Consider the following 19215-nt stretch of genomic DNA (forward strand, 5'->3'; position numbering starts at 1 on the left):
TATGTTCGTACGTTCCCCACATCAATGCATAAAGCATTAGGAGCACCAGCATAATTATAAATACCAATCTGCGAGCACAAGTCCTGCAACCCTGGAAAACTCGTTGACATTATGAGTGACGAGAGTTGCCTGAAGTGCTATGGCTGTCCCAGCAATCAAAATATCGAGCGAACCTATGGGTGTACCTTGTTGCTCTAATTGAGCACGAATGGTTGCCGCAGCCAAAGCATGAGCTTGCTCAAACGACACCAGGTTAACTCGGCTCAACAGTTGCTGAAGTTGTTGGGTGCGTTTTGCAGGTGAGTTAGATTTGGCGATACCGACTTGTAATTCAAAGAAAACGATTGTGGAAATGACTATTTCTTGGGGAGAGACATTGGCAAGATTTTGAGCAACCTGTCCTTGACCTTTGAAGTAGTAGATCAGGGTGTTGGTATCCAAAACGTACATTTAGAGCCTCTCCCGTAGGATGTCCTGCCCCGAATTATCACGAATGTTTTCCAACGTAGGAAAGTCCTCTCCCCAACTTCCAGCTAAGGAATAAACCAGTTCAGCCCAAGGTACTGGAGCGACTGTACTACTGGGTTGATTAGAATTTAGATATTTAGCACGAATAGATTCAGCAAAAGTGAGAATCTCGCTGGCTTGGTCTTGAGGAAGAGATTTGACGAGTTCGTAAATCTGTTTAGCGATGGTCATACAGGTTCTCGATAAACTACATAACCTGAAGGGATGCAAACTCAATTATATGAAACCAGAGCAGGTCTTGCCCTGCCACAACATAATTATCGACAAACACTTCTTGACAAGCAAAAACCTTTCCAATGCTAAAAATTGGAAAGAAACACTCCAGGGGTAGAAGGATGATGAATTCACAGGAACGTCAAAAGAAGGTACAGCCACAAGAACATCCAAGAGATTGGTCATGGCCGTTTTGGCCTGCTGTACCACTCTACCCCTACAACAAGCGGCGGACACTTCGTAGGGAAATAGTTAAGGACACTATCTGGACATTCGATCAACTTCAAGGCATCCTCTACACTATCGTACCGATTCGTATGACCGTCGTAAAGCTCTGGGCAGGGGGTCTACTTGTCTATGCCCCTGTTGCTCCGACGACTGAGTGTGTGCGCTTGGTGAACGAGTTGGTGGCTGTTCACGGTGAAGTTAAGTATATCATTCTGCCAACGAGTTCTGGTTTGGAGCACAAAGTTTTCGTTGGTCCCTTTGCCAGACGCTTTCCAAACGCACAGGTTTTCATTGCCCCGCATCAGTGGAGTTTGCCGTTCAACCTACCGTTGAGTTGGCTTGGCTTTCCTCAAAAACGAACCCAAGTGCTGCCAGAGGACAGCAAACAAGCGCCCTTTGGTGATGAGTTTGATTATGCAGTGTTGGACATCAACTTGGGACGGGGTTCTTTTGCGGAAGTAGCGGTTTTCCACAGGCGATCGCGGACTGTGCTTGTAACTGATTCTGTTTTATCTGTACCAGAAGAACCACCGGCGATCGCTCAATTAGATCCATATCCCTTGCTGTTTCACGCTAGAGAAAATGCCTTCGAGGCGATCGAGGACAATCAAGCAAACCGCCGCAAAGGATGGCAACGCATTTGTTTATTTGCAGTTTACTTTCGTCCCAGTATGCTAGAGGTAACTGGAATGGTGCAGACGTTTCGCGATACTTTTCAAGCACCAAACCACTCACCAAAGGCGTACTTTGGTTTATTTCCATTTCGCTGGAAACAGAACTGGAAGCACTCATTCGATACCCTACGAGGAAATGGGCGTCCATTTGTCGCACCGATTCTGCAAATCTTCATTTTTCCCCAAGCACCGAGACAAGTACTCAACTGGGCTGACAAAGTTGCAACTTGGGATTTTGGGCGAATTATTTCCTGTCACTTTGATTCGGCAATTGAAGCTGTTCCCCGTCAATTTCGGCAAGCATTTGCTTTCCTTGAGAAGAAACCTTTGGCATGTGAAGAATCATTTGGAAGTTCAAGTCAGCCTTTGGTGGAGGAAGACTTTAAATTCATCAAAGAACTTGAGGGGAATCTGGTTAGGCGCGGAATCGCCACACCAGCTAAAGAGAAGATTTGATCGATACATCTATAAAATGAAAAAACACAAAACTATAGTTACGCCCGAATCAAACAAAACCCCGGTATGAATTACGTAAGCAATTGCAAACTGCTTCAATCACAAGTGTTTCAGCTTTCTTTAGTACCATTTGTATCAGAGATATTAAGGAAAATTAATATTTATGAAATTACCCCAACAAAAAACTTTTAAGATGAGAAAAGCGTCTGTGATTCTCCCCTTAGCTATCCTGGCTTTTGGCAGTGTAGTTGTTAACAGCCAAGAAAGCCCCTCACCCAATACTTACACTCAATCTGTTAGGCGTGAAGTTTTAGCGAGTGGTTATCCGACTCAAGATCAAAAGCAGATTCTTGAGCTTGTACGCTATACAATCGCACCAAGAACAAAACTCCCTACTCATATTCATCCGGGAATGCAGATTGAACGAGTAGAAGCGGGAACTTTAACTTATACTGTTGTGCAAGGAGAGGCTAAAGTAACGAAAGCTAATGGCACACAATTGATTCTTCAAAAAGGGAAAACTATACAGCTTACAGTAGGAGATTCTTTAGTTGAACCTGCTGGAATGGTTCATTATGGAGAAAACCTAACAAACAAACCGATTATTCTATTATCTGCTTCTCTATTTGATGCTAATCAACCAAAATCTATTTTAATCAATCCTGAAAACAGATGAAATTGCCGCAACTTCAGCCTCAATCCTTCCACAATGATTGTCTTGGGTGCTTAATTATAAACAAGGTAGGACTTAACGGAGTTTAGACTTTGAAAAACCATCGCCGCTGATACATCACATAGGCGATCGCCACCCAAAGTAACACAGTGACAATGGCGAAAAGTAAAGAACCATTCATCGCACCAGCCCAAGATGCGAATACATTCTGGTAAATCCAATCATAAGTGTTGGGAGCATTTTCCCCAGAACCAACTTTAGTTCTCACCAAGATTTTAATCAGCAGTACAGAAGCAACAAAAAGGGAAATTGCATTTAATCCCAGCACTTCAAAAGGTTTATCCCAACGCCGTACCCGCCGCACTTCAATAAGTTCATAACAAGCTGCAAGTAACAATAATGCCCAACCACTAGTAAAAATTACATAAGAACTCGTCCATAGCTTTTTGTTAATCGGGAATGTCCAGCCCCATGCCCAACCAATAATTAAGCAACCAATACCAAATAATACTAAACCTATGCTTGTACGAGATTTAACTGGCTGAGCGCGTATCCATTGTCCAGCGAAATATCCAGCCAATACACTCACAATAGCGGGAATAGTGCCAAAAAGTCCCTCTGGATCTCCTAAATTTTTAAAACCATCACCCTTGTAAAGATGTGCTTGAGGAATAATTAAACGGTCTATATAAGCACCGAAATTTCCCTCTCGCGTCAGCACTCCAGCGCCATAACCGGGAACGGGTACATACATCATTGCTAACCAGTAGCCGATGAGTAACACTCCTGCCAGTATCCATTGTCCTTTACGTGGGAGTTTAAGGACAGCAACAGAAGCAAGGAGATATGTCAAGCTAATGCGTTGCAACACTCCCATAATGCGGATACTACTCAAATCAAAAGTCCAAGGACCTTTATTCCAAAAACCATTGAGTAATAATCCTAAAGCGAATAAAATCGCAGCGCGACGCAAAATACGCAAGTAAACAGGCGCTGTGGGTTTATTGTCGCCAGTGTACTTTGACAAGGAGAAAGTCATCGCCACACCAACGATAAACAAGAAGAAAGGAAAGACTAAATCAGTTGGGGTACAGCCGTGCCAATCTGCATGGAGTAATGGAGGGTAGACTTTTGATTCGTCGGCAACACCCGCCATGTTAACAAGAATCATGGCTGCGATAGTGATGCCGCGAAAAACATCAAGTGAAGTGAGACGACCCATAAGCGGAATTTTGCATTGAATAATACAAACTACTCCGCTTTGTATAGATAATCAAGATAAATTCGTAGAATGAAATACAAGTTAAAATTTTGTTAACACAAATTTTGCATTAGGTATCTTTTGCCCATATGCAATTTTTAATTGAAATTTTGAAATTGAATTGAAATCTATGCCAGTAAAAGTAGGAGACACAGCCCCCAATTTTACATTACCGTCCCAGAACGGTACACCTGTGAGCCTGGAAGATTTTCGTGGCAAACCAGTCGTCCTGTACTTTTACCCCAAGGACGACACACCAGGATGTACAACTCAGTCGTGCGCTTTTCGCGACCAGTACGAAGTCTTTAAAACAGCAGGCGCAGAAGTCATTGGTGTGAGTGGTGACTCACCCGAGTCTCACCAGAAATTTGCCGCCAAGTACCAACTACCTTTTACCCTTTTAAGCGATAAAGGCGACCAAGTGCGTAAGCAATACGGCGCAACTACAGCCTTCGGTTTGATTCCCGGTCGGGTGAGTTATGTTATTGATAACCAAGGAGTTGTACAGTATGTCTTTGACTCAATGTTTAACTTCAAAGGTCACGTCGAGGAAGCAATCAAAACGTTGCAACAACTGCAAACAGCTTAATAAGTCCTGGATGATGAAGAAAGCTAGATTTTAAAATAGGGTAAGTGGAGCGATCGCCTAAAGTGCGATCGCTCCACTCACCTTACTTGCTCTTAGATCTTACTTGTGGAAAGATTTCTCCGGCATACCAACCTCACCATTGCTTGTCTTGCCGTTCTTGCCGTTGGTATGACCATTATTAGTATGACGTGGTTGAATCACGCCATAACCGCCGTGATTGCGTTCGTAAATCACATTGATTTCGCCAGTATCCACATTGTGGAACATATAAAAGTCGTGTCCTACCAATTGCAGATGTTCTAATGCTTCTGCCATAGTCATCGGAGGCATGGCAAAATATTTACAACGGACCACTTCTTCAGGTAGTTCTGGAGTGCGATCGCCAATTAAATCTGTGACGACTGCCTCTTGAACAACTCCTTCAATTGTTTCTTGGGCGTGTGTTTTCTTCTCTTGACGCCGCTCTTTATATTTACGCAGCCGACGGGCAATTTTGTCTGACACCAAATCTATACTGGCGTAGAGGTTCTCGCTACTCTCCTCAGCACGAATAACACTGCCATTGGCATAAATAGTGACTTCAGCCGCCTGCCTGGGATTAATTCGGGGATTACGAGCTACGCTCAAATGCACATCCACTTCATGGGTGATGTTTTGATAATGACTTGCCGCCTTTTCAATTTTTTGATGCACATAATCCCTAATCGCATCGGTGATTTCAATATTTTTGCTGTGGATGACAAGCTTCATGTAAACTCTCCCGCTCTATGTTTTTTTGTGAATTTTGTTTCGGATGACAAGGAAATGCGGTAAGATCTATGATTGCCGCCAGAATCTATCGTCAACGGATTTAGACTGACTACATCTAAGTTTTTGTGAGGTTTCGCCCATCTTTACCTCACGAACCTCTGCTGTGATTCCAATCGGTTGAAAAGCAATCAGAGATTACGCAGATTTCTTTGGTTTTTTGCTTGGTGAAGCCTTAATCGTTTTTCCTAAAATACACAAGTCTTTTTGCAATTCTTAATTTTGTATTTTCTGTCAACCATTGTTTAGGCGTCATCACCCAGTAGACTTATTTCTTTTTTGTTGGTGTGACAGTTCTTTTGTGAGAATTCCTCCCAACTCCATTGAGGTTATATATTCAAAATTAGCATCTTGTATTTTGGAAAACCAATTCCTTGACTTTCCTTTAAAATCCTTTGCATAGCTTGACATTTTTCACACCCTATTGGTTACAAGAGATACATTTTGCTCTGTATTCTGGTTGATTTTTTCTTTGTTTGTAACATGTCTTTGCACAACAATCGATGTTTGCTATATAACCAAGTAGTGATACCATACTCAGAGGCGCTGATATGGCAGCGCACCCTTCTAGCTGAGCGCATTCAAAACCCAAGCCTGGAAGATGTGCTAATCTTGCTAGAACATCCGCCTGTCTACACTTTGGGGCAAGGAGCCAATTCAGAATTTCTCAAATTTGACCAGACGACAAGTACCTATGAAGTGCATCGAGTTGAACGAGGTGGCGAAGTCACATACCATTGTCCCGGTCAACTGGTAGGATACCCAATTTTAAATTTGCAACATTACCATAAAGACTTACATTGGTACTTGCGTCAACTAGAAGAAGTCTTAATTCGTACACTCAAAATGTATGGCTTACAAGGAGAACGCAATCCTGGTTTTACTGGTGTTTGGTTAGAAGGGCGCAAAGTTGCTGCGATCGGTATTAAAGTCAGCCGTTGGATAACCATGCACGGCTTTGCATTAAATGTTTGTCCTGACATGAGCGGATTTGAGCGTATTGTACCCTGTGGTATTGCTGATAAACCTGTGGGTAGTTTAGCTCAGTGGATTCCTGATATTTCTTTATTGGAGGTACGCGCTCATGTGGCAAAGTGCTTTGCAGAAGTTTTTGAGGTTGAATTGATTGGTGATGATGTAAATGGAAGTTCTATCAGGTGCAAGTGGCAGGATGATAACCGCTTCTAAAAACCTACGCATATCTACGTATAAATTCGTAAATATAAGCAAGTCCAACTCTACGGTGTAAGTTCGCTCAATAACAAGTGCCTTTGGAGCTTGGTTCCCTTGCCTCGTGGCGCGGGTTCCTTGACCTCTAATCCCCAGTTAGAGATACTGAAATGAATTTCAGTACGAGACTTAAAAAAATATTCAATTTTTTGTTATTAGTTTGTGCCAAGTGTTTCAAGGGTTTCATGCCTGAGTTACTTTTGCATCCCGCACTAATCAAGCGTAATTGTATTATACACCTCCATCTGCAAAATTTTGGAAAAATCTTGGCAAAAATTCCAAGATTTGCCTAGATATGCAGAAAATTTATCGATCAGCAGGCAACCCCTGATAGCGTTTGTGATAGGCGTAGCCGTAGATGTGGTATTGAGCACGGGCGTTTTGACACATCTGTCCTTTCAGGCAGAACCAGGATCTATATAATACCAATTCAGTAAATATGTCATTGTTGCTTAAATTTATGTGACTTCTACGAAACTTTGCGAGTACCGGAAACTTTTCAAAGCCACGCAATAAGGAGGTTATCAGCAGCCCGTTGAGTGTACTGAGCAATGTAGTCTCAGACGTCATCAAATCACTGCTAATTAAGCTTCATTGCTGAGTTGAAAAGTAGGGCGACGACTCCATACGTAACAGGTTTAGAACATCGTGACTGATCTTAATCTTTTTTAAATTATTAAATACATAAAAATATACGTATAATAGCTGAGTAAATTTACAACTTTCGCCAATAACTGGGGGGCACATGGTAGTATCAGTTCTCAAGGAAGGCTCTACGGGACCAGAAGTCATAGATTTGCAGTTTATACTGAAATTTAGAGATGGAAAGAACGAGTTTGATCCAGGTGTAACAGACGGGTCGTTTGGTTCTAAAACTAAAGCTGCAGTGGTAAAGTTTCAGCAGAGTAGAAAGCTTACTGCTGATGGGATTGTAGGGGGAAAAACGTGGGAGGCTTTACGTCCTCGCTCTGATTGGCCGAAACAACCAGGAGAATTTTTGAGAGAAGGCGAAAAGGGCGAAGTCGTGAAACAACTCCAGGAAGGTTTAAAATCTGACGATGTTTATACCGGTGCCATAGACGGTATATTTGGTTCAAACACAAAAGCAGCCGTCATTAAAACACAAAAGTCTGGTGAGATAGACTCTAATACGGTAGGGGTTGTTGGTCCACTCACGTGGGGTGGAATTATCGGCGATTAATACAACAAGCTGTGTGAGAAGGAGTCAGAATTCAGAATATCCCCACGGATGAATCCGGAGGTAACAGGTGCGCGAAAATGCTTTTCTTCTCCACGGATGAATCCGGGGGCTATGCCTACGGCACGCTGAGTCGCAAGGGGACACCCTGCGCGAACGCTATTAAACCACTATTCATCCAACGACTTCTTTGATCATGTCTTAGCTTGAATTGGTCGCTGATGATGCTGTAAGTAAACTACCTACGGTTGCTATTAGTCGGGGGATGTTGCGTTTTTAACCCACAATTCCTGAGGTAGCGCGTTGGGCGGGTTTCCCGACTTGTAGCGCCTGCCGTCTCGACGCCATAATCTTTGATTTGGCGCGAGCCTCCTTGCGGAAATAGGTGAAGAAAAGTATGGAACCAGTGGTAACAAAACGGTTAATTATACGCCGTATGGCACAGACAGATTTGCTTGATTTTCTGACATATCAAACTCACCCTGAGGTTTTACGATATACGCCTATAGAACCACTTACCGAAGAGCGAGGAATGGGCTTTCTTACCCGACAAGCAGTAGTGGAAATTGGCGATGAGGGCGGTTATATCGCGTTTGCCATTCAGCATATAGGCGACGCCAAAATGATTGGCGAGGTTAGCATGAACCTATTGCCAAAAGCGCAAAGTAAGGGCGAAATCGGGTGGTCACTTCACCCGAGTTATCAGGGACATGGTTATGCAACAGAGGCGGCACAAGTATTACTCACCTATGGCTTTGCACACCGCAAGTTACACCGAATCACCTCGATCTGCGACACACGTAATACAGCATCCTTTCGGCTTATGGAACGTCTTGGCATGAGGCGTGAAGGGCATTTACGGCAAAGCCAATTCATCAAAGGCGAATGGCAAGACGAGTATATCTACGCCTTATTGCATGACGAGTGGCTTGCCCGCCAGAGTGTCATCGCTGACGGCTATAATTTGCGTCAATGAATGTTTACTCTCCTCCTCTGCGTTCTCTGCGCCTCTGCGGTTCGTTAATCCTCCAACAACTCCAACAACTCCCCTTCACTCAACTGACGAACACCCAACTCTTGCGCCTTTACCAACTTAGAACCCGCCTCTTCACCCACAACCAAAAAATCTGTTTTCTTACTCACAGAATCCGTCACCTTTCCACCAGCCTTCTGAATCAACTCCTTCGCCTCATCCCGCTTCAAAGTAGGAAGCGTACCAGTAATCACAAAAGTTTTCCCAGCAAACTTTTGATGACTCTGACTCACCGCAGTTTCCTCCACAGCACCAGCAAATTGCAACCCAGCATCTTTCAACCGAGAAATCAAACTTTGATTTGCACTGATGTGGAACCACTGGTGTACAGACTGAGCAATTTCCTCACCGATACCGTGAACAGTTTCAATATCTGCTTGTGAAGCTTGCGCCAACTGTTCCACCGTGGGAAACTTCTGTGTCAACAATTGAGCATTCACGCTACCAACGTGACGAATACCCAAACCATACAACACGCGTGACCAAGGTTGGTTTTTTGATTGGGCGATCGCCTCCACCAACTTCTGTGCCAACTTTTTCCCCATCCGCTCCAATGCACATAACTTTTCTTCTGTCAAGTTGTACACATCGGCAACAGAATGCACCACTCCTTTATCCACAAGTTGATGCACCAGTTTTTCGCCCATACCCTTGATATCCAAAGCATCGCGACTCACCCAATGTTCGATCGCCCCCTTCAGGATAGCTGGACAAGAAATATTAACGCAGCGAGTCACCGCTTCTCCCATCTCCCGAACCACTGCACTTGAGCAAACCGGACAATGGGAAGGCATAACAAAGCTTTGAGCATTCTCAGGACGGAGTTCTTTAAGAACCCGCACGACTTCTGGAATAATTTCCCCAGCTTTACGGACAATAACTGTATCACCAATCCGGATATCTAATTGAGCAATACGGTCAGCATTATGTAGGGTAGCACGAGAAACCGTTGTCCCTGCGAGTTGCACAGGGTGCATTTGAGCAAGAGGAGTCAGCGCCCCCGTTCTTCCCACGTTGACAGCAATATTTTCTACACGGGTGGGTGCTTCTTCTGCTGCATATTTTAGGGCGATCGCCCAACGGGGAAACTTTTGCGTAAACCCCAGTTGTTCCTGCAGCTTAAAAGAATTCAGCTTTACCACCACCCCATCTGTCATGTAAGGCAAATTCAGCCTTTCGGTGTCCCAGTATCCATAATACTGTGCAACATCTTCCAGAGAAGGACAAAGCTTATGGTTAGGGTTGACGCGAAACCCCAACTTTTGTAACAATTCCAGAGCTTCCCACTGAGTATTAGCGATACTAGCATCATCTCTACCAGGAATATGTAGCGTGTAGGCAAAGAAATCTAACCGTCGTCGGGCTACAGTTCGGGAGTCTAATTGTCTGAGGGTTCCAGCAGCAGCGTTTCGAGGATTAGCAAAGACTGCTTCACCGACTTTTTGCCTTTCCTCATTGATTTGTTTAAACACTTCCAAAGGTAAAAACGCTTCACCTCGCACCTCTATCCTCTCTGGAAGAGAGTTTTCACGTAATGTCTCTACATTCAAGCGCAAGGGAATTGAGCGAATAGTCCGCACATTTTGGGTGATGTCTTCACCCATAACTCCGTCACCCCTAGTTGCACCTCTGGTGAGAATACCATTTTCATATGTCAACGCTAAGGCAGAACCATCAATTTTCAGTTCGCAGACATACTCCACCTCTCCTACGTTAGGTGCTTGTCGCCGCCAGCGCCCTTCCCATGCCTTTAACTCGTCAATGTTAAACGCATTTTCTAAACTATAGAGTGGAACATTGTGGCGAACTGAGAGAAATTGAGTTGCTGGTTTCTCTCCTACCCGTTGAGTGGGGCTATCAGGTGCAACCAATTCTGGATACTGATTTTCCAGTTGTTGCAATTCTCGATATAACTGGTCATAAACTGCGTCCTCCATAATGGGAGAATCAAGGACGTAGTAGGCTAAGCTCGCCTTTTGTAGTAATTGTCGCAGTTCTTGAACGCGCTGTTTGGCTTCTGTGTTTATCGCTTGCACTACATCCATCTCCGTCATTTAATCGCTACTAGCTTGCAGCTTTCAGCATTCTGCCTTTTGAGGGATGGAGTAGGTTGGCTATTAATCCTAACACCCAAACAGCTGAAAGCTACAGCTTATAGCTTAATTAAATTTCACAAGTCTTGTCCTCTACTTCTTAGTAGAAGCACGTTCTGTCAGAACTGCTATATCTTTGCCCTTGTGTAAACTTGAAATATTTTGAATTCAACCTAATTTCATTAAAGCTAAGCGATAGGAATTTCGTAGCAGAGGAATATACGAAAACAGCAAGCGAAATATTAAGGGAAAACGCTGCAAATATTTAGCTGGTAGATCTGCAAACCCACAAGCTTCCATCACTTGATATCGGGAATCCCAATCTTGAATCTGGCGAATATCTGAGATACCCCAAAACATCTTTGCCGAAGTGTACTTAAGCGCACCATGTCTTTTTTGATTTTTTATCCAAAACTGCGACACACAATCAAAGGCAAAGCAAGAACCAGGAAAATGCTCTAAAAGATTAGTAAACAACTGCTTGACTTGCTGTTCGTTAAAATACATCAAGACTCCTTCTGCTACAAACAAGCAAGGTTCTGTACTAACTGCTTTTACACTTTCTATCCAGTCTGTCTCTAAAGCAGAAGCAGTGATAAATTTACGGCGTTCGGTTTCCTCAAAAAATTGCTTCCGTAGTAACATTGAGTCTGGTAAATCTAAATCAAACCACCGTACTTCACCGTTATCCACTCGTTCAAAGCGCGTATTCAGTCCAGCACCAATCTCGACAACCGAACCTTGCGGATACTGCTTGAGGTAGGTGCGTACCCAATTGTCAAGAATCATCCCTCGCAGACAAACACCTATCTGAGAGTTTTTAGCAGGAGCAAATTTATCAAAATCGTAATCAATTGCCTCAAGAATCTCAGCCGATTTGGGATCACAGATGATCGGCTCGGTTTGCTGTAGTTCAGACGCCCTTCCCCAAAGTGGGATGAGTAGTGTTTCTTGTACGATACCTAAGTCAACCTTGGTTTTAATCATAAATACCTCTACTAACTCACTTCATTATTTAATAATAAAGTTTCTTATTAGTACTTTAGATGAAATTGTAGCGTAAGATAACGCTGAGTGTGAAATACTTAGTAAAACACAACAGAATGATGGAAAAAATCACTAACAACAGTGTTCTCCAGCAATCAAGAGCCTAAAAAGTTTTGCCAACAAGCACCATACTTTCTCATCTAGCACAGGTTAGTATAGACTTGAGAGTTGCTTTAGGCGTCAGTTTATGACAAGTGCCGTGAAATCTCCTTATACCAGCGAACAAATTGCCGCTTGGCTACGTGGACTCCTCACCATAGCTTGGGCTGATGGTGACTTCGATGCTCAAGAACAAGAATTAATTACCACCATCACTGAAGATGAACTCGCTCCTGGCATCAAGATAGAGCCATTTGACCCAATAGAACCAGAGGAATTAGCTGCAATTTTGGGCAAAGGTACAAAAACAGCAGAAAATTTCTTACGGACAGCAGTGTTAGTTGCGATCGCAGACGGTATATATTCCTCCAGCGAAGACTATCTGCTGCACCAGTTATGCAAAGCCTTAGAACAACCAGAGAACCTGTTAGAAGCCCTGCGCCACACACTCGAACCCCCACAGCCGCAGGATTCTGTTGCGACTCCAGTTCCTTTACAAGCTGCACCCACAAAGCGTCAAATTGATGCACTGCGCCCCATGCGCAACTGGCTTGACAAGCTAGATATTCATGACCCCAGAGTGGCTCGTTTTCTATGTAAGATGATACCTTCACAGTGTCCTTTTGAGCGTGATGTCAAGCTGTTTAAACGTAAAGTTGTTCACATTCCGCCATTATGCAAACTCAACCCACTTTATGAACAACTTGTTGGCTTGCGTTTTCGCGCTCTATCTTATCTTGCTGATGACTGTGGTGAGGACATTTCGCCGTATATTTAGTCATTATGAGTAAATAACTAATGACTAACTAACTATGCAATTCATCGATCAAGCAAAAATTGAAGTAGAAGCAGGAAACGGAGGCGATGGTATTGTCGCCTTCCGCAGAGAAAAGTACGTCCCCGCAGGTGGTCCCTCTGGTGGAAATGGGGGAAAAGGCGGAAGCGTGTTGTTCGTTGCTAAAGAAAACCTGCAAACTTTGCTTGACTTTAGATACAACCACCTCTTTAAGGCAGAAAACGGTTCTCGTGGTGGACCAAATAATTGTACAGGGGCAAATGGCAAGGATTTGATTATTGAAGTTCCCTGCGGAACCGTTGCTTATAATGCCGAAACTGATGATATCATCGGAGACTTAGTCGAACCAGGACAAACTTTGCTCGTTGCTGAAGGTGGTAAGGGTGGACTGGGAAATAAGTATTTCTTGAGTAACCGTAACCGCGCCCCTGAGTATGCTCTACCTGGATTAGCAGGGGAAATCAAATCACTGCGTCTGGAGTTGAAACTTTTGGCGGAAGTTGGGATTATTGGGTTACCTAATGCCGGAAAATCGACTTTGATTTCAGCTTTATCCGCTGCACGTCCCAAAATTGCCGACTACCCCTTCACAACTTTGATTCCAAATTTGGGTGTCGTGCGCAAACCCACTGGAGATGGCACAGTTTTTGCTGATATTCCCGGACTTATTGAAGGTGCTTCCCAAGGAGCCGGTCTAGGACACGATTTCTTACGTCACATTGAGCGCACACGTGTACTGCTACACCTTATTGATGTAACCAGTGAAGATGTGATTGGTGATTTTAACATAATTCAACAAGAATTGCAAGTATATGGACGGGGTTTGGCAGAACGTCCGCAAGTTTTGGCGCTGAACAAAATTGATGCTGTTGATAGGGAAACAAAGGATTTGGAAGCGCTGGCAACGCAATTAAATCACCTTTGTTACTCTCCTGTTTTCCTGATCTCGGCTGTTACAGGTACTGGTTTAGAAGCAATGTTACAGTACATTTGGTCAATACTCGATCAACTCAATGCTCTTGAAGTTAGCGAGAAGATTAGTACAGAATGAACAAAATACGTAATCTTGCTGATTTTTTATCATCAAGAAATAATTTGCTTATCCCTTGCTCACTTAAAATTAACTATAAAATTTACATTCTTTACTTAAGAGTAGAGATGTGGACTATAAAATGAGCTAAAGATTGTAGCTTGTGGATATGACTCATTTGCTTATTGGAAGCCATGTTGCTGCATCTTCCGAGAGTGGCAGTATTGTACTTTCTAAAAAAAGAGTCAGTTCACATTTGAGTAGTCTGTTGGGTAGACGCAGAAAAAATATGTATAGCGAATTAACAGGCACATATAAATTAGAATTAGTCGGACTTTCTTTTGCGATCGCAGTTATTTCTTCATACACAGCTTTAGACTTATCAAAAAGAGTCCAGCTTGGTTGGAACAAGCGTTTGCTCTGGCTGTTGGGGGGAGCGATCGCAATGGGAATGGGCATTTGGTCAATGCACTTTATTGCCATGATCGCTTTTGAATTACCTGTGCCTGTGAGTTACGATCTGTGGATGACTCTGCTGTCTCTGCTGTTTGCGGTGCTTGCTTCTAGCATAGCTTTATCGTTGTTGAGCCGTTCTATTTCAACAGCAGTTTTAATTGGTGGTGGGGTTTGCATGGGACTAGCCATTGCTTCAATGCACTACACGGGCATGGCAGCTATGCGACTTCAAGCAAAGCTCGACTATAACTTAAAGTTAGTCAGTTTATCAGTGATCATTGCCATCATTGCCTCTTTCGCGGCTCTTTGGCTGGCATTTCGACTGAAAAAAAATCAAGAGTTGAAAGGGGCGAAATGGCAGAAGGTTGGCAGTGCCTTTTTAATGGGAATTGCCATCAGTGGAATGCACTATACAGGAATGTGGGCAACTCACTTTATGCCCCATAAACATTTATCAATACTGCAATCTCCGGTAATTAATCAGTTGTGGTTGGCTATTGCTATCGGAGTTGCGACATTATTCATCTTAACTTTAGCCTTATTAACTTCTTTCTTCGACCAATCTTTAACAGATCAGTTATTACAACAAAAGGCTTTAGAAGAGAGTGAAAAACGCTTTCGGATGCTGATCCAAAAGATGCAAGTGGGAGTTTTATTACTCAATAGCAATGCTAAAATCCTGAGCAGCAATCAAGCCGCAAACAATCTCCTAAATCAAAATCTCCAGGATAAACAGCATCAAGTATTTGGTGCTGGTTGGTTGTTGTTGCGTGAAGATGGAACACGTCTTTGTGAAGAAGAATTCCCCGTACAGAAAGCAATCGCTCTACAAAAACCCATTCAGAATATGGTCGTGGGAATTGAGGATCCAAAAAGCCTAAATCAACGTTGGCTGCTAGTTAATGCAGACCCCCAGATCGGAAATGATAATCGTGTAGAAAGGGTTGTCTGCACTTTTAGTGATATCACTCAAAGAAAGCAAGTTGAAGCCACACTGCAATTAATTGTTGAGGGAACAGCTTATACAACTGGTGATGAATTCTTTCGCTCATGCGTACGCTATATTGCAAAACTGTTACAAGTTCCTTATGTCTTTGTAAGTGAATTTATTACGGAAACGAAAACTCAACTTGGTACCCTAGCATTCTGGAATAGTGTTGATTTTGATCAAAACTTCAAGTACGACATAGCTACTATTAGCCACGAACACTGTAAAGTCGTCTTTGATGGAACATGTTGCTGCCATTGTGACGATGAGTTATCAAGACTTTTACTTAAAGAAAAAGATGCCGCCCAGTTGAATCTTCACAGCTATTTGCTTCCTCTAGTCAACTCAAACGGCGAGACTATCGGTTATTTGGTGGTGATGGATGTTAAGCCTCTAGAGATTGATTTAAGCAAAGAGTCCTGTTTGAAAATTTTTGCTGCTCGCGCAGGGGCTGAACTAGAACGTAAACTAGCAGAAGAATTGCTTGCTAAGAGTGCAGAACGAGAAAGAGCAATTTCTTTTGTGATTCAACGCATGCGTCAAACTTTGGAAATTGACCAAATTTTCCGTGCAACAACACAAGAGTTGCGACAAGTTTTAAGCTGCGATCGCGTCCTGGTTTATCGCTTTCATCCTGACTGGAGTGGAGAAATTATCTGTGAGTCAGTAGCACAAGGTTGGAAAGCACTTATCAGGTTACAAAATAATCAATCCCAAGTCACACAAGTCGCGGTTAACCAAATCGATTGTGTGATTAAAGAATTACAACAAGATCTACGTCAGATCATACAAGACACCTATCTGTACGACACCCAGGGCGGTGATTTTCATTCTGGCACAAGTTATCGGTGCGTTCCGGATATTTACAAAGCTGGATTTGACTCTTGTTACGTTGAATTGTTAGAACAATTTCAAGCACGCGCGTATATCATAGTTCCAATCTTTTGCAGCAATCAACTTTGGGGCTTCCTAGCAACGTATGAAAATTCTGCTCCTCGTCAATGGAAAGAAACAGAAATCAAAATCGTCCTTCAGATCGGAGCACAGTTGGGAGTAGCAATTCAACAGGCACAATTGTTAGCACAAACGCAAAAACAATCTAGCGAACTCAAACAAGCTAAAGAAGTCGCTGATAAAGCAAATCAAGCTAAAAGCGAATTTTTAGCACATATGACCCACGAGCTGAGAACACCACTCAACGCGATTCTTGGCTTTACCCAACTGATGAACCGCGACAGTTCCCTCAAAGCAGAGCATCAGAAATACCTGAGTATCATTAATCGTAGCGGCGAACATCTGTTGGAGTTAATTAACGACGTTTTAGACATGTCTAAAATCGAAGCAGGAGGTATGACATTTAATGAGAATAAGTTTGATTTATTTTACCTGCTTGAGAGTTTAGAGGGAATGCTCAAACTCAAAGCTGAATCTAAAGGCTTAAACCTGGTATTTGAGCGTACCCTTCAAGTCCCGCAATATATCACAACTGACGAAGGAAAATTGCGTCAAGTTTTAATTAACTTACTGGACAATGCCACTAAATTTACCGAAAAAGGAAGTGTCACTCTTCGGGTGTCAGTCGAGCAAGCCCAGACAAACAAATGTGCAGAGAATGTCACCACCACACCTCATCTCCTGTTTGAGGTAACAGACACTGGTTGTGGCATTCATCCCAATGAATTCCATAAATTATTTCAAGCCTTTGAACAAACTGCAACAGGGTTAAAATCTGGTGGAGGTACTGGCTTGGGTTTATCCATCAGTCATAAGTTTGTGCAAATGATGGGAGGACAAATCAAGGTTAGCAGTACTTTGGGGGTTGGAACTCAGTTTAGCTTTTCTATCCCTGTGGAGGAGGCAACAGAAACGAAAACACAAACTCCTGAGTTCACCAGTTACAAAGTCATTCGCTTAGCTTCTGAGCAACCCGCTTATCGGATTTTAGTTGTCGATGACCAGCTAACCAACCGTATGCTATTGGTCAAGCTGCTGGACAAACAAGGCTTTCAAGTACACGAAGCCAGTAATGGTCAAGATGCTGTCACTCTCTGGGAAATATGGCACCCGCACTTAATTTTTATGGATACACGGATGCCGTTGATGGATGGCTATGAGGCAACTAGCTTGATCAAAGAAAAGGAAAGGAACACACCCCAGCATTCTCATCAAACCATCATCATTGCTACAACAACAAACGCTTTTCAAGAAGAAAAATACAAAATTTTGAGTGCTGGCTGTGATGATATTTTAAGTAAACCCTTTCAAGAACAAGATATTGTCGGAAAAATAAGCAAATATTTGGGCGTGCAATTTCTTGATCCAGAAAATACAACAAATACAGAGATCACTCCACCTACTTGTAAGGTTGTTACCAATTCTCCTAACTTAATTTCTGTGATGGAAACTATGCCTAGCGAGTGGATACAACAGCTTCAAAATGCTGCTTCTGCTGGCAACGATTTGCTCATTTTTCAACTTATGGAACAAATTCCAGCAGACAAAGTAGATATGATTGAGACTTTAAAAGTTTTGGTTGAAAATTTTGACTTTGAGCAAGTCATAGAACTGACCGAACAGAGAACTCAGAACGGGCAGCGCCCTTGCATTCTCCAGAACGCAGAACTCAGCAATTATAAAAGGATACAAACCCCCCAACTTGTGGTAGAATAATTAACCCCACAATCGTCGTCCTGATGATCCATTTAGCCTACTATGAGTATCTTGTAACAAAGCTGGTATATCCAACTCTTGGGGACACCGGGGGAGACAGTCACCGCATTCTGTACAACGGCTAGCTTTCATTCCACCGAACCAGTGACCAGCATTTTCAAACATTCTGTAGCGATATTGCCCAAAATCATCCATGTCATATGCAACTGCAAGATTGCGTAGTCGCAACACTTCTGGAATGTTGATATTTTCTGGGCACGGTAAGCACGCATAGCACTGGCTGCATTTGTCTGTTCCTAAAACAGTTTTTTGATGATTTTCCAAACGTTGAAAGACGGTTATTTCCTCTGGGGTAAGCTTGTGATCACAATCTGCAACCCGCAAGGGTTCTGTTAATTCATCTGGGTTTGCGGGTCCGACGCTAAGAGTCGTGATTCGAGAATCATTTAGTAAAAACCGATAGTTTAACTCTAAGGGTGAAAGAGGATCACATAAATCTTTCAAAGTTTGGGGTGGCGTATACAGGCGTCCTCCCTTATCAGCAGGAGAAATAATAAACACACCCATATCTTTCTCAAATGCTTTCTGAATTGCCTCTGCGTTGCGTTGAAAGAAATAGTAATAATGCAGATTGACAAATTCAAATAAATCTGTATCTATTGCAGCCAAGATAATCTCTAAAGGCGCGTGGGTAGAAAAACCAACGTGTCGTACCCGACCATCAGCAATAGCTTCCTGCACCGCCTGCATACAGCCACCCTTGGCTTTTACCCAGTCAAGATGTTCCCATGTGTTTAAACCGTGAATCCCTAGGCAATCTAGATAATCCAACTTTAATCGTTCCAGAGATTCATCGATATACCGACGCATAGTGTCAGCATCCGCTGTTGGTGGAATTTTAGTGGTGATGTGAACTTGGCAACGCTTAACTGGTAACCCAACGGAAATTGCTTCACCAAGATACTGCTCACTCTTTCCGTATCCTCTAGCAGTTTCTAAATGATTAATCCCCAACACTATAGCTTTGTGGATGGTTTGCCATGCATTTTCCTCTGAAGCTAAGTAGCGCATTGTCCCCAAGGAAAAAACAGACAAGCGTAGATTCGTTTTTCCAAAACGTCGGTATTTCATTTTTAACAGAGTTCG

General features: G+C 43.0%; 16 protein-coding genes. 9 read left to right on the forward strand and 7 right to left on the reverse strand.

Annotated features, from left to right (window positions below):
- Nucleotides 1–54 precede the first annotated feature (54 nt).
- Together DP114_RS03100 and DP114_RS03105 are read right to left on the reverse strand one after the other, a co-directional pair.
- A complete protein-coding gene (locus tag DP114_RS03100; RefSeq protein WP_169267131.1) occupies nt 55–450 on the reverse strand; it encodes a type II toxin-antitoxin system VapC family toxin in 396 nt (131 codons plus the stop codon).
- Nucleotides 451–699, reverse strand: a complete 249-nt coding sequence (locus tag DP114_RS03105) for a DUF2281 domain-containing protein (protein WP_169267130.1) — start codon at nt 697–699, stop codon at nt 451–453.
- 167 nt (nt 700–866) lie between these two features.
- On the opposite strand from DP114_RS03105, the gene DP114_RS03110 reads away from it, so the two are divergent.
- The gene (locus DP114_RS03110) at nt 867–2099 is read left to right on the forward strand and encodes a DUF4336 domain-containing protein (protein WP_171978106.1); all 1233 of its coding nucleotides are present in this window, start codon (nt 867–869) and stop codon (nt 2097–2099) included.
- Nucleotides 2100–2262: 163 nt separating this feature from the next.
- A complete protein-coding gene (locus DP114_RS03115) occupies nt 2263–2775 on the forward strand; it encodes a cupin domain-containing protein (protein ID WP_211178625.1) in 513 nt (170 codons plus the stop codon).
- 82 nt (nt 2776–2857) lie between these two features.
- On the opposite strand, the gene DP114_RS03120 is transcribed toward DP114_RS03115, so the two are convergent.
- Nucleotides 2858–3994: an acyltransferase family protein gene (locus DP114_RS03120; protein ID WP_171975428.1), complete on the reverse strand. Its 1137-nt coding sequence runs from the start codon at nt 3992–3994 to the stop codon at nt 2858–2860.
- Between the two features lie 169 nt (nt 3995–4163).
- On the opposite strand from DP114_RS03120, the gene DP114_RS03125 reads away from it, so the two are divergent.
- Nucleotides 4164–4622, forward strand: a complete 459-nt coding sequence (locus tag DP114_RS03125) for a peroxiredoxin (protein WP_169267127.1) — start codon at nt 4164–4166, stop codon at nt 4620–4622.
- Between the two features lie 99 nt (nt 4623–4721).
- On the opposite strand, the gene hpf is transcribed toward DP114_RS03125, so the two are convergent.
- Complete coding sequence (gene hpf / locus DP114_RS03130) at nt 4722–5372, reverse strand: ribosome hibernation-promoting factor, HPF/YfiA family (protein ID WP_171975429.1); 651 nt, start codon at nt 5370–5372, stop codon at nt 4722–4724.
- 540 nt (nt 5373–5912) lie between these two features.
- Here hpf and lipB point away from each other — a divergent pair.
- The 3 genes from lipB to DP114_RS03145 all read left to right on the forward strand — a co-directional run bounded on the left by lipB (nt 5913) and on the right by DP114_RS03145 (nt 8833).
- Entirely contained in the window at nt 5913–6617 is a 705-nt protein-coding gene (gene lipB / locus DP114_RS03135) for a lipoyl(octanoyl) transferase LipB (RefSeq protein ID WP_171975430.1), read from the forward strand.
- A gap of 787 nt (nt 6618–7404) precedes the next feature.
- Nucleotides 7405–7860 (forward strand): peptidoglycan-binding domain-containing protein, encoded by a 456-nt coding sequence (locus tag DP114_RS03140; protein ID WP_171975431.1) that lies wholly within the window; start codon nt 7405–7407, stop codon nt 7858–7860.
- A gap of 394 nt (nt 7861–8254) precedes the next feature.
- Complete coding sequence (locus DP114_RS03145) at nt 8255–8833, forward strand: GNAT family N-acetyltransferase (protein ID WP_169267123.1); 579 nt, start codon at nt 8255–8257, stop codon at nt 8831–8833.
- A gap of 44 nt (nt 8834–8877) precedes the next feature.
- On the opposite strand, the gene ligA is transcribed toward DP114_RS03145, so the two are convergent.
- Complete coding sequence (gene ligA, locus DP114_RS03150) at nt 8878–10935, reverse strand: NAD-dependent DNA ligase LigA (RefSeq protein ID WP_246163486.1); 2058 nt, start codon at nt 10933–10935, stop codon at nt 8878–8880.
- Nucleotides 10936–11151: 216 nt separating this feature from the next.
- On the reverse strand, nt 11152–11970 hold the full coding sequence (locus DP114_RS03155) for a class I SAM-dependent methyltransferase (RefSeq protein ID WP_171975432.1): 819 nt from the start codon (nt 11968–11970) through the stop codon (nt 11152–11154).
- Nucleotides 11971–12217: 247 nt separating this feature from the next.
- Between DP114_RS03155 and DP114_RS03160 the strand changes: the two genes are divergently transcribed.
- The 3 genes from DP114_RS03160 to DP114_RS03170 all read left to right on the forward strand — a co-directional run bounded on the left by DP114_RS03160 (nt 12218) and on the right by DP114_RS03170 (nt 18069).
- Nucleotides 12218–12907: a Mo-dependent nitrogenase C-terminal domain-containing protein gene (locus tag DP114_RS03160; RefSeq protein WP_171975433.1), complete on the forward strand. Its 690-nt coding sequence runs from the start codon at nt 12218–12220 to the stop codon at nt 12905–12907.
- Between the two features lie 34 nt (nt 12908–12941).
- A complete protein-coding gene (gene obgE / locus DP114_RS03165; protein ID WP_171975434.1) occupies nt 12942–13976 on the forward strand; it encodes a GTPase ObgE in 1035 nt (344 codons plus the stop codon).
- A 268-nt stretch (nt 13977–14244) separates the two neighbouring features.
- Nucleotides 14245–18069: an MHYT domain-containing protein gene (locus DP114_RS03170; RefSeq protein ID WP_171975435.1), complete on the forward strand. Its 3825-nt coding sequence runs from the start codon at nt 14245–14247 to the stop codon at nt 18067–18069.
- Here DP114_RS03170 and DP114_RS03175 read toward each other — a convergent pair whose 3' ends face one another.
- On the reverse strand, nt 18070–19200 hold the full coding sequence (locus tag DP114_RS03175) for an aldo/keto reductase (protein ID WP_171975436.1): 1131 nt from the start codon (nt 19198–19200) through the stop codon (nt 18070–18072).
- Nucleotides 19201–19215: the final 15 nt, after the last annotated feature.

The organism is Brasilonema sennae CENA114 (genome assembly GCF_006968745.1).
In the GTDB taxonomy this organism is placed as follows: Bacteria; Cyanobacteriota; Cyanobacteriia; order Cyanobacteriales; family Nostocaceae; genus Brasilonema; species Brasilonema sennae.

Coding starts and splice junctions, on each gene's coding strand:
- DP114_RS03100 (WP_169267131.1), bottom strand. CDS start 450: ATGTACGTTTTGGATACCAACACCCTGATCTACTACTTCAAAGGTCAA.
- DP114_RS03105 (WP_169267130.1), bottom strand. CDS start 699: ATGACCATCGCTAAACAGATTTACGAACTCGTCAAATCTCTTCCTCAA.
- DP114_RS03110 (WP_171978106.1), top strand. CDS start 867: ATGAATTCACAGGAACGTCAAAAGAAGGTACAGCCACAAGAACATCCA.
- DP114_RS03115 (WP_211178625.1), top strand. CDS start 2,263: ATGAAATTACCCCAACAAAAAACTTTTAAGATGAGAAAAGCGTCTGTG.
- DP114_RS03120 (WP_171975428.1), bottom strand. CDS start 3,994: ATGGGTCGTCTCACTTCACTTGATGTTTTTCGCGGCATCACTATCGCA.
- DP114_RS03125 (WP_169267127.1), top strand. CDS start 4,164: ATGCCAGTAAAAGTAGGAGACACAGCCCCCAATTTTACATTACCGTCC.
- hpf (WP_171975429.1), bottom strand. CDS start 5,372: ATGAAGCTTGTCATCCACAGCAAAAATATTGAAATCACCGATGCGATT.
- lipB (WP_171975430.1), top strand. CDS start 5,913: ATGTCTTTGCACAACAATCGATGTTTGCTATATAACCAAGTAGTGATA.
- DP114_RS03140 (WP_171975431.1), top strand. CDS start 7,405: ATGGTAGTATCAGTTCTCAAGGAAGGCTCTACGGGACCAGAAGTCATA.
- DP114_RS03145 (WP_169267123.1), top strand. CDS start 8,255: ATGGAACCAGTGGTAACAAAACGGTTAATTATACGCCGTATGGCACAG.
- ligA (WP_246163486.1), bottom strand. CDS start 10,935: ATGGATGTAGTGCAAGCGATAAACACAGAAGCCAAACAGCGCGTTCAA.
- DP114_RS03155 (WP_171975432.1), bottom strand. CDS start 11,970: ATGATTAAAACCAAGGTTGACTTAGGTATCGTACAAGAAACACTACTC.
- DP114_RS03160 (WP_171975433.1), top strand. CDS start 12,218: ATGACAAGTGCCGTGAAATCTCCTTATACCAGCGAACAAATTGCCGCT.
- obgE (WP_171975434.1), top strand. CDS start 12,942: ATGCAATTCATCGATCAAGCAAAAATTGAAGTAGAAGCAGGAAACGGA.
- DP114_RS03170 (WP_171975435.1), top strand. CDS start 14,245: ATGTATAGCGAATTAACAGGCACATATAAATTAGAATTAGTCGGACTT.
- DP114_RS03175 (WP_171975436.1), bottom strand. CDS start 19,200: ATGAAATACCGACGTTTTGGAAAAACGAATCTACGCTTGTCTGTTTTT.